The 13,341-nt window shown below is 57.3% G+C and carries 14 protein-coding genes and 1 pseudogene; 8 read left to right on the plus strand and 7 right to left on the minus strand.

The window, feature by feature from the left end:
• Positions 1-11 precede the first annotated feature (11 nt).
• The 3 genes from GOV91_RS06565 to GOV91_RS22870 are packed head-to-tail and all read right to left on the minus strand — an operon-like array spanning position 12 to position 1,135.
• Complete coding sequence (locus GOV91_RS06565; protein WP_171235042.1) at positions 12-632, minus strand: nicotinate-nucleotide adenylyltransferase; 621 nt, start codon at positions 630-632, stop codon at positions 12-14.
• A 32-nt stretch (positions 633-664) separates the two neighbouring features.
• Positions 665-913 carry an MOSC domain-containing protein gene (locus GOV91_RS22865; RefSeq protein ID WP_371732273.1) on the minus strand — a complete coding sequence of 83 codons (249 nt, stop codon included), beginning with the start codon at positions 911-913 and terminating at the stop codon, positions 665-667.
• A 39-nt stretch (positions 914-952) separates the two neighbouring features.
• Complete coding sequence (locus tag GOV91_RS22870) at positions 953-1,135, minus strand: hypothetical protein (RefSeq protein ID WP_371732274.1); 183 nt, start codon at positions 1,133-1,135, stop codon at positions 953-955.
• A gap of 138 nt (positions 1,136-1,273) precedes the next feature.
• Here GOV91_RS22870 and ettA point away from each other — a divergent pair, with 138 nt between their 5' ends.
• Both ettA and GOV91_RS06580 read left to right on the plus strand, forming a co-directional pair.
• A complete protein-coding gene (gene ettA, locus GOV91_RS06575; RefSeq protein ID WP_171234894.1) occupies positions 1,274-2,941 on the plus strand; it encodes an energy-dependent translational throttle protein EttA in 1,668 nt (555 codons plus the stop codon).
• 53 nt (positions 2,942-2,994) lie between these two features.
• Positions 2,995-3,363 carry a hypothetical protein gene (locus GOV91_RS06580; protein WP_171234895.1) on the plus strand — a complete coding sequence of 123 codons (369 nt, stop codon included), beginning with the start codon at positions 2,995-2,997 and terminating at the stop codon, positions 3,361-3,363.
• Positions 3,364-4,067: 704 nt separating this feature from the next.
• Here the strand turns inward: GOV91_RS06580 and GOV91_RS06585 are convergent.
• A complete protein-coding gene (locus tag GOV91_RS06585) occupies positions 4,068-4,457 on the minus strand; it encodes a hypothetical protein (protein ID WP_171234896.1) in 390 nt (129 codons plus the stop codon).
• A gap of 463 nt (positions 4,458-4,920) precedes the next feature.
• Between GOV91_RS06585 and GOV91_RS06590 the strand changes: the two genes are divergently transcribed.
• Positions 4,921-5,127, plus strand: coding sequence for a cold-shock protein (locus tag GOV91_RS06590; RefSeq protein ID WP_050604132.1), 207 nt, complete (start codon positions 4,921-4,923; stop codon positions 5,125-5,127).
• 163 nt (positions 5,128-5,290) lie between these two features.
• On the plus strand, positions 5,291-5,845 hold the full coding sequence (locus GOV91_RS06595) for a L,D-transpeptidase (RefSeq protein WP_171179290.1): 555 nt from the start codon (positions 5,291-5,293) through the stop codon (positions 5,843-5,845).
• A gap of 6 nt (positions 5,846-5,851) precedes the next feature.
• Here the strand turns inward: GOV91_RS06595 and GOV91_RS06600 are convergent, their stop codons facing one another.
• Positions 5,852-6,514 carry an arylesterase gene (locus tag GOV91_RS06600; RefSeq protein WP_371732275.1) on the minus strand — a complete coding sequence of 221 codons (663 nt, stop codon included), beginning with the start codon at positions 6,512-6,514 and terminating at the stop codon, positions 5,852-5,854.
• Positions 6,515-6,541: 27 nt separating this feature from the next.
• On the opposite strand from GOV91_RS06600, the gene GOV91_RS06605 reads away from it, so the two are divergent.
• Together GOV91_RS06605 and GOV91_RS06610 are read left to right on the plus strand one after the other, a co-directional pair.
• Entirely contained in the window at positions 6,542-7,237 is a 696-nt protein-coding gene (locus tag GOV91_RS06605; RefSeq protein WP_171179288.1) for an ABC transporter ATP-binding protein, read from the plus strand.
• Positions 7,234-9,762 (plus strand): ABC transporter permease, encoded by a 2,529-nt coding sequence (locus GOV91_RS06610; RefSeq protein ID WP_171234897.1) that lies wholly within the window; start codon positions 7,234-7,236, stop codon positions 9,760-9,762. The genes GOV91_RS06605 and GOV91_RS06610 overlap by 4 nt, the downstream gene beginning before the upstream one ends.
• A gap of 2 nt (positions 9,763-9,764) precedes the next feature.
• Here GOV91_RS06610 and GOV91_RS06615 read toward each other — a convergent pair whose 3' ends face one another.
• Entirely contained in the window at positions 9,765-10,211 is a 447-nt protein-coding gene (locus GOV91_RS06615) for an Rrf2 family transcriptional regulator (protein WP_171179277.1), read from the minus strand.
• A gap of 93 nt (positions 10,212-10,304) precedes the next feature.
• Here GOV91_RS06615 and GOV91_RS06620 point away from each other — a divergent pair, with 93 nt between their 5' ends.
• Positions 10,305-10,916, plus strand: a complete 612-nt coding sequence (locus GOV91_RS06620) for a gamma-glutamylcyclotransferase family protein (RefSeq protein ID WP_171234898.1) — start codon at positions 10,305-10,307, stop codon at positions 10,914-10,916.
• Positions 10,917-10,942: 26 nt separating this feature from the next.
• Here the strand turns inward: GOV91_RS06620 and gltX are convergent, their stop codons facing one another.
• Positions 10,943-12,268 carry a glutamate--tRNA ligase gene (gene gltX, locus GOV91_RS06625; RefSeq protein ID WP_171234899.1) on the minus strand — a complete coding sequence of 442 codons (1,326 nt, stop codon included), beginning with the start codon at positions 12,266-12,268 and terminating at the stop codon, positions 10,943-10,945.
• Between the two features lie 139 nt (positions 12,269-12,407).
• Here gltX and GOV91_RS06630 point away from each other — a divergent pair.
• Positions 12,408-13,341, plus strand: a pseudogene (locus GOV91_RS06630) (MBL fold metallo-hydrolase).

Raw genomic sequence — 13,341 nt, forward strand, 5'->3', positions numbered from 1 at the left:
GCCCATAGGGGCTATTCCGGCAACACTTGTGCGCGCCACTCTCCGCGCGTTCGGATTTCGGTCGAGCTGACATCAACCATTGGCACGTTCACGAAACACCAGGCCGGGGCTTGCGCCTGACCCAAAAGATGTCGCGCCTGCCCATCGATGCGATACTTTGCATAGACCCGAGCCGCAGGTGACATCCGCGCCGAAATCCGATCCCCCGGCCGCGCGACGACGCCGACTGGCACGCTATCCATGATCAGCCGCCAATCTTTCCAACGATGAAACTGCGCCAGGTTATCCGCCCCCATCAGCCAGACAAACCGAACCTGCGGGTACAGCCGCCGAAGTGCTGCCAGAGTATCCGCTGTCGCCCGCGTGCCCGTCAGCGCCTCGATATCCGTCACGTCGACCTTCGGGTGCTGCATCACGGCTTTCGCGGCTTGCAACCGCCGCGCCATCGGGGCTGGTCCATGCTCCTTCAACGGATTGCCCGGCGAGACCAGCCACCACACCCGATCCAGCCCAAACGCCTTCATCGCCTCGCGCGTGACGTGCACATGGCCTTTGTGCGGAGGATCAAAAGACCCGCCGAACAGCCCGATCACCTGCCCGGGTCGCGCATATGGAATATGATAACGCTCCATCCCCTGCTGATGTTCAGAACTCAAGGGGGTTGTCAATCAACAGGTTGCACCGCATCACCCAGCTTGACACGCCCCGGGCGGAGGACTTCGGCACACCAACCCCCATGCCCGCGCACGGCAGAGTAACCGCCCTGGCCCAGAGCCTCTTCCATCCGACTGCACGGCGCGCAGATCACGGTAAAGCGCAGGATGGCCTCGCCCACCTGCACCTCACGCCCCTTGAGGGCCGCCAGATTGATCCCCGACACCACCAGATTACGCCGTAGGATTTCAGGCGCCACAGGTCCTTGTCCGAGATACGACCCAATCGCCGTCAAATGTTACTGCTGGATCAGAGTCACCGCCCGCTTGCCAGCGCGGCCACGGTCGCCGTCGAGCCCGCCAATGGAGATCACGGCCTCATTCACCTTGACCATTTCCACACGCCGCTCGGGTCGTAGCCCGATCCATTCGACACGTCCCGGCTGCGCCCAACCGGCAATCAGCTTTGCCAATTCAGACAATTTTTACCCCTTGTTTGGTCAAGCCTTTTTAGGTGAAGCCGGCACTAATCGAAATTCACAAAACCACCAGCTTGCCCCGCACGCCGCGCTCAGATATCCAGCGTTCCAACTCAATTTCCCCGACCCAGAGGACGCGACATGGCCGCCTATCAATATGTCTACCACATGCAGGGTGTCTCCAAGACCTATCCCGGTGGCAAGAAGTGCTTTGAAAACATCCACCTGAGCTTTCTGCCTGGTGTGAAAATCGGTGTCGTCGGCGTCAACGGCGCGGGTAAGTCGACTCTGATGAAAATCATGGCCGGCCTCGATACCGATTTCACTGGTGAGGCGTGGGCGGCTGAGGGTGCCAAGGTCGGCTATCTGCCGCAGGAACCGCAGTTGGATGAATCGCTGACCGTCCGCGAAAACGTCATGCTGGGCGTCGCCGCGAAAAAGGCCAAGGTCGACCGTTTCAACGAAATCGCGATGGAGATCGCCGAGAATTATTCGGACGAGCTGATGGAGGAGATGACCACCCTGCAGGACGCGATCGACGCGGAAAACCTTTGGGACCTCGACAGCCAGATCGACGTCTCGATGGAGGCACTGCGCTGCCCGCCGGACGAGGCCAATATCGCCAACCTCTCGGGTGGTGAGAAACGCCGCGTGGCGCTCTGCAAACTGCTGCTCGAAGCGCCCGACATGCTGCTCTTGGACGAACCGACCAACCACTTGGACGCCGAGACCATCGCCTGGCTGCAACAGCACCTGATCGACTACAAAGGCACCATCCTGATCGTCACCCACGACCGTTACTTTCTGGATGACATCACCGGCTGGATTCTGGAACTCGACCGTGGCCGGGGTATTCCTTACGAGGGCAACTATTCCGCGTGGCTGGAACAAAAAGCCAAACGGCTGGAGCAGGAAGCGCGCGAGGACAAGTCCAAGCAGAAGACCCTGCAGCGCGAATTGGAATGGATGCGTCAGGGTCAAAAGGCCCGTCAGGCCAAATCCAAGGCCAGAATCAACGCCTATAACGAGTTGGCCGAGCAGTCCGAACGCGAAAAGCTGACCCGCGCTCAGATCGTCATCCCCAACGGCCAGCGCCTTGGCGGCAAGGTGATCGAGGTCGAGGGTCTGTCGAAACACATGGGCGACAAGCAACTGATCGAAGGGCTGGACTTCGCCCTGCCCCCCGGTGGCATTGTCGGCGTCATCGGCCCCAACGGTGCGGGTAAATCGACGCTCTTCAAGATGCTGACTGGTCAGGAACAGCCCGACAGCGGCACCATCACGCTGGGCGACACGGTCGAACTGTCATATGTCGACCAATCGCGCGACGACCTGAAAGACAACGACACCGTGTGGGAAGCGATCACCGGCGGAGCCGAGATCATCCAGCTGGGCGATGCACAGGTCAATTCCCGCGCCTACTGCTCGTCCTTCAACTTCAAAGGCGGCGATCAGCAGAAAAAGGTCTCGCTGCTGTCAGGGGGTGAGCGCAACCGCGTCCACATGGCCCGCCTGCTGAAAGAGGGCGGCAACGTCCTGCTGCTCGACGAACCGACCAACGATCTGGACGTCGAAACCCTGCGCGCGCTGGAAGACGCGCTGGTCGATTTCGCCGGTTGCGCTGTTGTGATCTCACACGACCGCTTCTTCCTCGACCGGATTTGCACGCATATTCTGGCGTTCGAGGGTGATGCGCATGTGGAATGGTTCGAGGGCAACTTCGAGGATTACGAAGAGGACAAAAAGCGCCGTCTGGGACCGGATGCGTTGGAGCCCAAGCGGTTGAAGCATAAGAAGTTTGCAAGATAGGCGTTTCTGTAGGCGGCAATTTTGCCGCCTTTTTTCCAACCAAAGAAACAGAAATGCAGAAAAAACTTACAGAACTTCGATTTTGGCTGAAACAAGCCCTTTGGTTTGTTCCCTTTGCCTACTTTCTCAACTTTATTTATGCTGTTTACTCCGATCAATCCGGCGGAGCTTTTGGAGACACCTTTGGCGCGGCAAACGCCCTCTTCTCAGGAACAGCTTTACTCTTGTTAGTGCTTGCGGTCAGCCTTCAACGAGAAGAGCTCGAACACGTCAAAAAGGAACGAAATGACACTCTAAAACTCCTTGAAGGGCAAGAAGGTATCAATGAAGCGCAAAGAGTTGCTCTAGAAAAGCAATTGTTTGAAAGTTCCTTTTTCTCTCTATTTTCCCTGATAAACGAGGAGAAAGCCCGGTTGCTATAACAAGAGGGCGCAGCCGGAAAAGAAACAGTTCGCTTAGAACAGTACCGCAGAGCATCCGAGAGTCTCCTCGAAAACAAAGCCATTGAAAGTGAGTTCCATCCCAGTCAGCGGCACCACTTAGATCTAGAAGCAAACAAGATTTTCAACCTCGTTAACTTAATTTCCGCAGCAGTTGCACTAGTCAAAGGCGCAGAAAACAACGAACGCGACACCGAATTTTATACTTCGTTGATTCGAGGCACAGTAGATTACGATACGGCAATTTGCTTCGCCTGGTTTCACGCTTCGATAAATGACAAAAAATCAACCGTGTCATTGGCTTACGAAACTCTTGATATTGAGCAGTCGTTAGCTCCTCTTCACACGAAATGCGTTGACCAAATTTTACGAAAGGAAGAACCGTAAACACATAGTCAGCGAGCGTACGGTGGGTACTCGCACCCGTCACTCCTCAATTTCCGATAATTCAACCAAATCAAATGACTGGTGAAATCACCCATCTTGGTGTTCTCCGAACGCCCCTTCGTTCACGCCACTGCTCCACTCCGGCCCTACCCAACCCGAACGAATATCTCGATGGTTTGATAAACAGGGTTACGTCGCTGGATGCCATCCAGCCGCTCTGAATTGCATAAACACCCCTCGAAGCAACCAAACTCCGGCGTCCCAGTCAAAACTCTAATGGATGATAGCAGTTGCAGCCTTTAAGCTGACCGGTTTCTGCGAAATTTGCCAAGACCAAACAGCCCGGCCAACGCGCCAACCAGCAGCAACCAACTGGCGGGAATCGGGACAGCCGCAAGGTTTGCCTGCGCCACGGCACCTTCCGTTACGCCCTGCTCTTGGTTGGAGCTTTTCCCCAACAACGCCAGTTCTTCAAGATGCCGGTCATGTTCAGAGGGTTCGGGTGCTTGGGTCAAACGGAGATTTTCCCATTCCAACTCTTCACGATGTCTTTCGCTGTCAAAGCCTGAGAAAAGCTCGGATGTAACTTGATCACCGTCAGCAGTCGAACGTTCCGACCCATCTGAAATGGTCAAAGCTTCTGACGCTCCGGCCCAAAACAGAACCGCTAATGTGCAAATAACTCTCATAAACGCCCTCACGACACTACCGTTAAGCATAGCATCCCAGCATCAATTTTCAAACATCACAATAATTGAATTAAAATGAAGACTTATAAGATCAAAAGATACCGTCCAAACAAGACACCTCTGATCCTGTGCCTAAAAGGGCACCAAAGCAAAGCTGCGATTCTCAATAGTCTCGTTATGCGTTTATTCGGAAACCGGGACGACCACCGGTCGTATGAGCCAGGCACGGCAATTCCCACTCTTTGATCAAAGACCCCTTGAATCACTGCAATATGCTCTGGGGCCAAGGTTCAATCCTGGCGATCATCCCTTGCCACATGGCCACCTCAATGCCATATGAAAGGAGCTTACGTTTTTCTATTTCGACCCACTGTCTCCTTTTACGGCGCTCAGTCTATCGATCCAGACAACGACGCCAGGCTGCCGCATCCACGTGGGCAGCACCAAACAGGAGACAACGGATATGCCCGCAGGCACCGTAAAATGGTTCAACACCACCAAAGGCTACGGCTTTATCGCACCCGAAGATGGCGGCAAAGACATCTTCGTTCACATCTCATCCGTCGAGCGTTCGGGCCTGACCGGACTGGCCGACAACCAGAAAGTCACGTACGAGCTGCGCGCTGGTCGTGACGGTCGCGAAAGCGCCGACAACATCCAACTGGCCTAAGCCGGTAAAAGGGTAAGGCGCGTCTTTGCCCTTTTCTATCCGGCCGCCTGCGTGGCGGCCGGAACACATCACGACCACGTGATGTTTGCCCCAGAATTGACCAAATATCATATCATACTGAAACTGTTCTTAAGTTTCCTTGGTCATTCGATGAGGGTTTTCCATGTTTACACGCCGTGTTTTTCTGGCCGGAACAGCAGCCAGCCTGTTGCCGGGAATCGCCAGCGCCAAGAAAGCGGTCGAATATGATCCGACGCCGCAATTCGTGCGCATCAAAAAGCAATTCGTGCCTGGGCAGCTTCTGGTCGCCCCCCGGTCGTTCTATCTCTACTACGTGACCGAACCACGCAAAGCGATCCGCTATGGTTGTGGTGTTGGAAAGGCGGGGCTGGAATTTACCGGATCGGCGACCATCGATGTGAAAAAGGAATGGCCCACCTGGCGTCCGACCGATGAAATGATCGAGCGTGACCCGGTTACCTACGCAAAGTTCAAAGACAATGACTATGTGCAGCCCGGTGGCGGAGATAACCCTTTGGGCGCGCGGGCGCTGTATCTATTCCAGAACGGCGTCGACACATATTTCCGCATCCATGGTACAACGCAGCCGCAAACCATTGGTCATGCAGTGTCAAACGGGTGCGTCCGTATGCTGAACGAACATGTCATTGACCTATACAATCGTGTCCCAATCGGAACAGTGGTCACGGTCGTCTGATCAAAGTCAGGGGGCCGCTGCCTGCCCGACAAGTTCCAGAACGGATGGGCCCAGCGCATCCACGATCCGGGCGACCCCGTCGGCATTTGGATGAATGCCGTCGGCCTGCATGAACTGAGACACTGCGCCGGGATCGCCCTCGGCTGTCAGCCCTTCAAAGAAACTGCTGGCAAACAAGACCCCATAGTCCTGCGCCAATTCGGGGTACATCGCGTCAAATGCCTGTTTGTAGTCCTTTCCGTAATTGCCCGGCGCTTGCATTCCGATCAGCAGAACATCAACGCCGCCATCCCGCGCAACCTCCAGAATTTCGCGCAGGTTGGCCCGTGAGACTGCAGGGTCGATTCCGCGCAATAGGTCATTTCCGCCTAAGGCGACGATCATTCCATCCACATCCGGCGTCAGGGTCCATTCCACCCGCGCAGCTCCGCCTGCCGTTGTGTCACCTGAAACGCCGGCGTTGATCATCTGCACATCCGCGCCCTGCGCCCGAAGCCAACGGTCAAGCTGAGGTACAAACCCGTCTTCTTCCACCAGCCCATAGCCTTGCGTCAACGAATCCCCTAAGGCGGCAATCACCACTTGCTCGGCTGTGGCCGTGAAACCGCAGAAGATAAACAGACCTGTCATCAAAGCCTTGCGCAATGTGGTGATCGCTCCATATCCCAAAGGACCGCTCCTTAATCGGGTAAACCCATGACATCTGCTGTTCTCACCCTCCAAAATGCTGCTTTGTCGCTGGATGGCAATGCCGGGCGGGTCGATATTCTGCATGACATTACGTTGTCTGTGACCAAGGGTGAAACACTGGGCCTGATCGGGCCGTCCGGTTCGGGCAAATCTTCGCTCCTGATGTTGATGGGTGGGTTGGAGCAAGCGACCAGCGGACAGATCACCGCGCTGGATCAGGACCTGACAAGCATGGACGAAGATGCACTGGCCCGCTTTCGCCGCAACAACATGGGAGTGGTGTTCCAAAACTTTCACCTGATCCCGACCATGACTGCGCTTGAGAATGTCGCAACACCGCTGGAGCTGTCAGGGCACAGGGATGCGTTCGACCTGGCCGAGACTGAGCTGGACGCTGTCGGGCTATCGCATCGGCGCGATCACTATCCGGCGCAACTGTCGGGCGGTGAACAACAGCGCGTGGCACTTGCCCGTGCCTCAGCGCCGCGCCCCAAGATTTTGTTGGCAGATGAACCCACCGGGAACCTGGATGAAACCAACGGCGCTGCGATTGTTGATCTCCTGTTTGGACTGCGTCAGAAATTTGATGCGACCCTCGTTCTTGTCACTCACAGCCGTTCCTTGGCGGAACGCTGCGATCGGGTTGTTCGCCTTCGCGATGGACGGATTGCGGAAGAAACTCGGCAGGAGGCCGCCGAATGAGCCTGCGACTGGCGGGGCGGCTCGCCCGTCGCGAGCTGCGCGGAGGCTTGCGGGGGTTTAGGATCTTTCTGGCCTGTCTGGCGCTTGGCGTCGCAGCCATTGCAGCCGTAGGGTCGGTACGGCAAGCCATTCAAACCGGATTGGCGCAAGAAGGTGCTTCGCTTTTGGGCGGCGACGCCCAGCTTGAATTCACCTATCGCTTTGCAGATGAGGCCGAGCGCGCCTGGATGCAGCAAGCATCCGAGCAGGTGTCCGAGATCGTCGATTTCCGCTCGATGGCTGTTGTGCCCCGTGCCGAAGAACCGGAGCGCGCACTGACGCAAGTGAAATCTGTCGACACTGCGTACCCCTTGATTGGTTCGGTCAGACTGGATCCTGACATAACGCTGGATGACGCCCTAAACGGGACATCCGGCTTGCCCGGAGCAGTCATGGAACAAGTTCTGATCGACCGGCTTGGGCTGGCCGTTGGTGATCGCTTCAAGCTTGGGGCGCAGGAATTTGTCCTGACAGCCGCACTGGTGAACGAACCCGACAGCGCGGCAGATGGGTTTGGCCTTGGACCGCGCACATTGGTGAGAACCGAGGCGCTACAGACGTCTGGGTTGTTGGAGCCCGGCACTCTGTTTTCGACCAAATACCGTTTGAACCTGCCAGACACGATCGTCCTTGCCGAAATCGCCGCCGAAGCTGACAAAGCCTTCGACGGCACGGGAATGCGATGGAGCGATGCGCGCAACGGTGCCCCCGGTATTTCCGAGTTTGTCAGCCGCTTGAGCGCCTTTCTGGTTCTTGTCGGCCTCTCGGGCCTTGCGGTGGGCGGCATTGGCGTTTCAGCCGCCGTGCGCGCGTACCTGAGCCAAAAAACAGAAACCGTGGCGACCTTGCGCACCTTGGGGGCTGATCGCGCAACGATTTTTCAAACCTACATGCTTCAGATCGGCGTGCTGTCTGTCATCGGAATTGCGCTCGGCCTGGCGCTGGGCGGGCTGGCTCCGCTGCTTCTGGCGCCTCTGTTGGAAAGCCAGTTACCGGTTCCGGCAGTATTCTCGCTCTATCCACAGCCACTGATTGAGGCCACAATCTATGGGCTGCTTACCGCATTTCTTTTCACGCTTTGGCCATTGGCCAGAACAGAAGACGTGCGGGCCGCAACCCTGTTTCGCGATGCGCTGAGTACGGCCCGAGCGCTCCCACGCCCGATTTATGTCATCGCCAACGCAATTGGTCTCGCATTGCTTGTCACCGTTGCCGCCTGGTTCAGCGGTTCCACACGATTGACCCTTTGGACAAGCGGCGGGCTGGTGGGTGCGCTGGTTTTATTAAACCTCTCTGCCTATGCCATTCGCAAACTGGCCCGGGCCGGAGCTCCTCTGGCACGCGGCCGCCCTGCCCTGCGATGGGCCTTGTCTGCCATTTCAGACCCGCGTGAGGGCGCAGGCTCGGTTGTTCTGTCGCTCGGTCTGGGTTTGTCCGTTCTGGCTGCAGTTGGACAAATCGACGGCACGCTGCGCAACGCAATCTCAGGCAACCTACCAGATGTCGCGCCCTCATATTTCTTTGTCGACATCCAAAAGGATCAGATGCCCGGCTTTACCGATCGCCTGACCTCGGACCCTGCCGTCAGCCGCCTCGAAAGCGCGCCAATGCTGCGTGGGATCATCACGCAGATCAATGGCCGCCCTGCCCGTGATGTGGCTGGTGATCATTGGGTGCTCGAAGGAGACCGTGGTGTCACCTATTCTGCCCGACCCCCGGCAAACGCTAATGTAACCGATGGGGAGTGGTGGGCCGAGGATTATTCGGGCACACCTCAGGTCAGCTTTGCCGCTGAAGAAGCCGCCGAAATGGGCCTGCAACTTGGCGATCAACTGACCGTCAATATCCTTGGTCGCGACATAACCGCAGAACTGACATCCCTGCGCGAAGTGGATTTCTCGACCGCAGGCATGGGGTTCATTATGTCGATGAACCCCTCTGCCCTGTCCGGTGCACCGCATAGTTTCATCGCCACTGTCTATGCAGAAGAGCAGGCCGAGGCTGCCATCCTCAGGGATCTCGCAGGTCAGTTCCCCAACATAACCGCCATTCGCGTACGCGATGCCATCGACCGCGTTTCAGGGCTGCTGGCCGGCATCGCCGCCGCCACATCTTACGGCGCAGGTGTGTCCTTGCTAACCGGATTTCTGGTCTCGATCGGAGCCGCAGCGGCAGGCGAACCTGCCCGCAGATACGAAGCGGCAATCCTGAAAACCCTCGGGGCCAACCGGGGCCGGATCCTGCGCAGCTTTGGCCTGCGCTCTGTCTTATTGGGGGCCGCCGCAGGCTGCGTCGCCTTGCTGGTCGGCATTCTGGGCGGATGGGCCGTTGCCACCTACATTTTCGAGACGGATTTTGCGATTATCTGGTCTTCGGCGTTGGGCATTGTTCTGGCCGGGATCGGCGTCACGCTTTGCGCAGGTCTTGCCTTTGCTCTGCGCCCGCTTTCGGCCCGGCCAGCCCGTATCCTGCGCGCCAGCGACTAAGCTCAGCGCACACAGGCCACGGGCTGCAAAAGCTTCAGCAACGGATCATTGTCACAAACCAAAGCATCCAGCGAAACATCATCGAGAGAAGCATAAAACACTTCGGCCGCGTCCTGCAGCGCCAACCGCAACCGGCAGGCATCCGTCAAGGGGCAGGTATTGTCCGCATCCGCAAAACATTCGGCAATGGGCAAGGCGCCCTCAACGTGCCGGAACACCGCGCCGATCCGAATTTCTTCCGCCGGGCGCGCCAAAGACATGCCGCCATTGCGCCCCCGTTGTGTGCTTAGATAGTCCAACTGGCTCAGTTGGTTGATCACCTGCGCGAGATGATTTTCCGAAATGTTGCACACTTCGGCAATTTCCGACTTGGTGACCAACCTGTCCGGGTGCGCTGCGCAATACATCAAAAGGCGCACGGCAATATTTGTCCGTTTCGTAATCCGCATGAGGGCCTCCCTGAATTCAAGATGCAGCCTTATTGCATGTCCGGGAAAAAAGCGGTTTGACATACATCAATCGATCAAAAGGACGCCTTATCCATGCCTGACCCCTATTTCTTTGGCTATGGCAGCCTTGTGAACCTCGCCACACATGATTTTCCCGACCCGCGTCCGGCAAAACTGAAAGGCTGGAGGCGGGCGTGGCGTCATACCGATCTGCGCCCGGTCGCGTTCCTGACCGCAGTTCCCGACCCCGAGGCTGAGATCGAAGGAATGATCGCGCATGTGCCAAAAAACGACTGGGCCGCACTGGATCAGCGGGAATGGGCCTATGACCGGATTCCGGCAACTGAAGCGATTTCACACCCTCTTTCGCATGAAGTCGAAATCGCGGTTTACGCAGTGCCCCATGACCGGCACAACGCGCCCAGCAATCGCCATCCACTGCTGCTCAGCTATATCGATGTAGTGGTGCAAGGGTATCTCAGGGCGTTTGGACAAGACGGCGCGGACCGGTTCTTCGCCACAACCGACGGCTGGGACGCGCCTGTTGTGAATGATCGGACCGAGCCGAAATATCCCCGCCACCAACAGCTCAAACCTGACGAGACAGCATTTGTAGATGACCGCCTTAAGCGCGCATCGGTAAAGATAATCCAGCCGCACCAACAAAAAGAGGCAGACGAATTGCCTGCCTCTTTCAAATTCTAAATTCATACCGTTTCGGTACGGGGCATTCAGCCCCGTGCGCGGATCACCTGCAGCAAGGGCAGCAGAGCCGCCATTTCCGGCCCCCGCTCCATCCCGGTCAGGGCTTTGCGCAGCGGCATGAACAGGCCCTTGCCCTTGCGGCCTGTTGCCTCTTTCACCGCTTTGGTCCAAGTACCCCAGGTCTCGCCATCAAACGGGCCATCGGGCAACAAAGCGACCGCTTCGGCAATAAACTCACGATCTTCATCGGCAATCAATGGTTCGGCCCCATCGCGGCACAGTTCCCACCAGCCTTTCAGATCAGCCAGAGTGGTGATGTTTTCGCGCGCCATTGCCCAGAAGGGTTCCGCCAAATCAGCCGGAACTCCAGCGTCTTCCACCGCATCAGCTACATCTGTCAGCGGCAGCGATTGCAGGTGCTTTGCGGTCAGAGGGAACAGGTCCTGTACGTCAAACTTGGTCGGTGCCGCACCAAACCGGTTCACATCAAACCCTTCGATCAGTTCCGCCATGTCCGAGCGCAACTCAACCGGGTCAGACGACCCCAGACGCGCCATCAGGCTCAACAAAGCCATCGGCTGCACGCCCTGTTCGCGCAGATCGCGCAGAGCCAAAGTTCCCAGACGTTTCGACAATGCCTCACCCAGCGGGCCGGTCAGTAGCGAGTGGTGGGCAAAACGGGGGCACTGGCCGCCCAGCGCTTCGATGATCTGGATCTGCGTAGCGGTGTTGGTCACGTGGTCCGACCCCCGCACCACATCGGTCACACCCATTTCGGTATCGTCCACAACGGACGCAATCGTGTAAAGCACCTGACCGTCACCGCGGATCAGCACGGGGTCAGAAACTGAAGCAGCATCAATCGAGATGTCGCCCAGAATACCATCAGTCCATTCGATACGCTCATGATCCAGCTTGAAGCGCCATACACCGTTGCCACGTTCGGCGCGCAGGGCGTCTTTCTCGGCATCTGACAGGTTCAGCGCGGCCCGGTCATAGACCGGTGGCTTGCCCATGTTCAGTTGCTTCTTGCGTTTCAAGTCCAGCTCGGTCGGCGTCTCAAACGCCTCATAGAACCGACCCATCTCACGCAGCTTGTCCGCAGCTTCGGCATAGCGATCCAAGCGGTCCGACTGGCGTTCAACCTTGTCCCAATGCAGACCCAGCCACTCCAGATCCTGCTTGATGGCATCGACATATTCTTCTTTCGAGCGCTCGGGATCGGTGTCGTCAATTCGCAGGATGAATGTACCGCCCGCCTTGCGAGCGATCAGATAGTTCATCAGGGCGGTGCGCAGGTTGCCCACATGGATGTATCCGGTGGGCGACGGGGCGAAACGGGTGGTCGTCATGGGTGTCTCCTGTTGGCGCGGCTCTTGTCATAAGACGCGTGTTTTGTCCAGTCGCAGGCCCGCTCACGCGAACGTGGAGTGGCAGCCGCCCTGTTCCGTCCTATCTATTTGAAGCTGGCACCTAAAGGGAGACCCCAAAATGACTTTCAAACTTACACGCCGCGCCGCGTTAGGCGCAGCCGCATCTTTGCCATTTGCGTCTGCCGCTTCACCGCTTCTGGCTGCAGGCTCGGGCACCAAAGCAAACTCGACCATCGCCAAGTCCTTCAAGCTGGGCGACTTTACGGTAACCACGCTGCTGGATGGCAGCATTGCACGCGATGGTGCCAAAGAGATCTTTGGCGGCGGAGCGACAGATGAGGAATTCGCCAAGGTTTCAGCGGACAATTTCATTCCGGCAGATGCAGCCCAGTTTTTTCTTTACCCCTTCACTGGTCAACACAGGTTCTGAACTGGTTCTTTTTGACACCGGATTGGGACAAGGTGGCATTCAGGCAGCTCTGGCTGATGCAGGCGTGACGCCGGACCAAATCGACGTCGTGGTGCTGACACACATGCATCCTGATCACATCGGAGGCATGACCACCAACGACGCACCTACATTTGCAAATGCGCGTTACGTGACCGCTGCGCCCGAATATGATTTCTGGGCGGCGCAGGAGGCGGGCAACCGCGTCGGCGATCTGGTGGCCGCCAAGGTAACCCCACTGGCAGAAAAGATGAGCTTTATCGGCGACGGTGGTGAAGTAACGTCAGGCATCACGGCAGTCGCCGCGTATGGCCACACACCAGGTCATACCGTGTATCATCTGGAAAGCAACGGACAGCGCCTTATCCTGACGGCAGATTTGGCCAACCACTATGTCTGGTCTTTCGCGCATCCCGAATGGGAGGTCCGATTTGACATGGACAAGGCAGCAGCAACAGCCGCGCGTCGCAACGTTCTGGGGATGCTGGCGGCAGATAAGGTGCCGATGGTCGGCTATCACATGCCGTTTCCCGGCGCGGGCTTTGTCGAAACCCGAGGCGACGGTTTCCGCTTTGTCCCGGTCAGCTATCAGATGATAGGCTAA

The organism is Ruegeria sp. HKCCA6837, from assembly GCF_013034475.1.
In the GTDB taxonomy this organism is placed as follows: Bacteria; Pseudomonadota; Alphaproteobacteria; order Rhodobacterales; family Rhodobacteraceae; genus Ruegeria.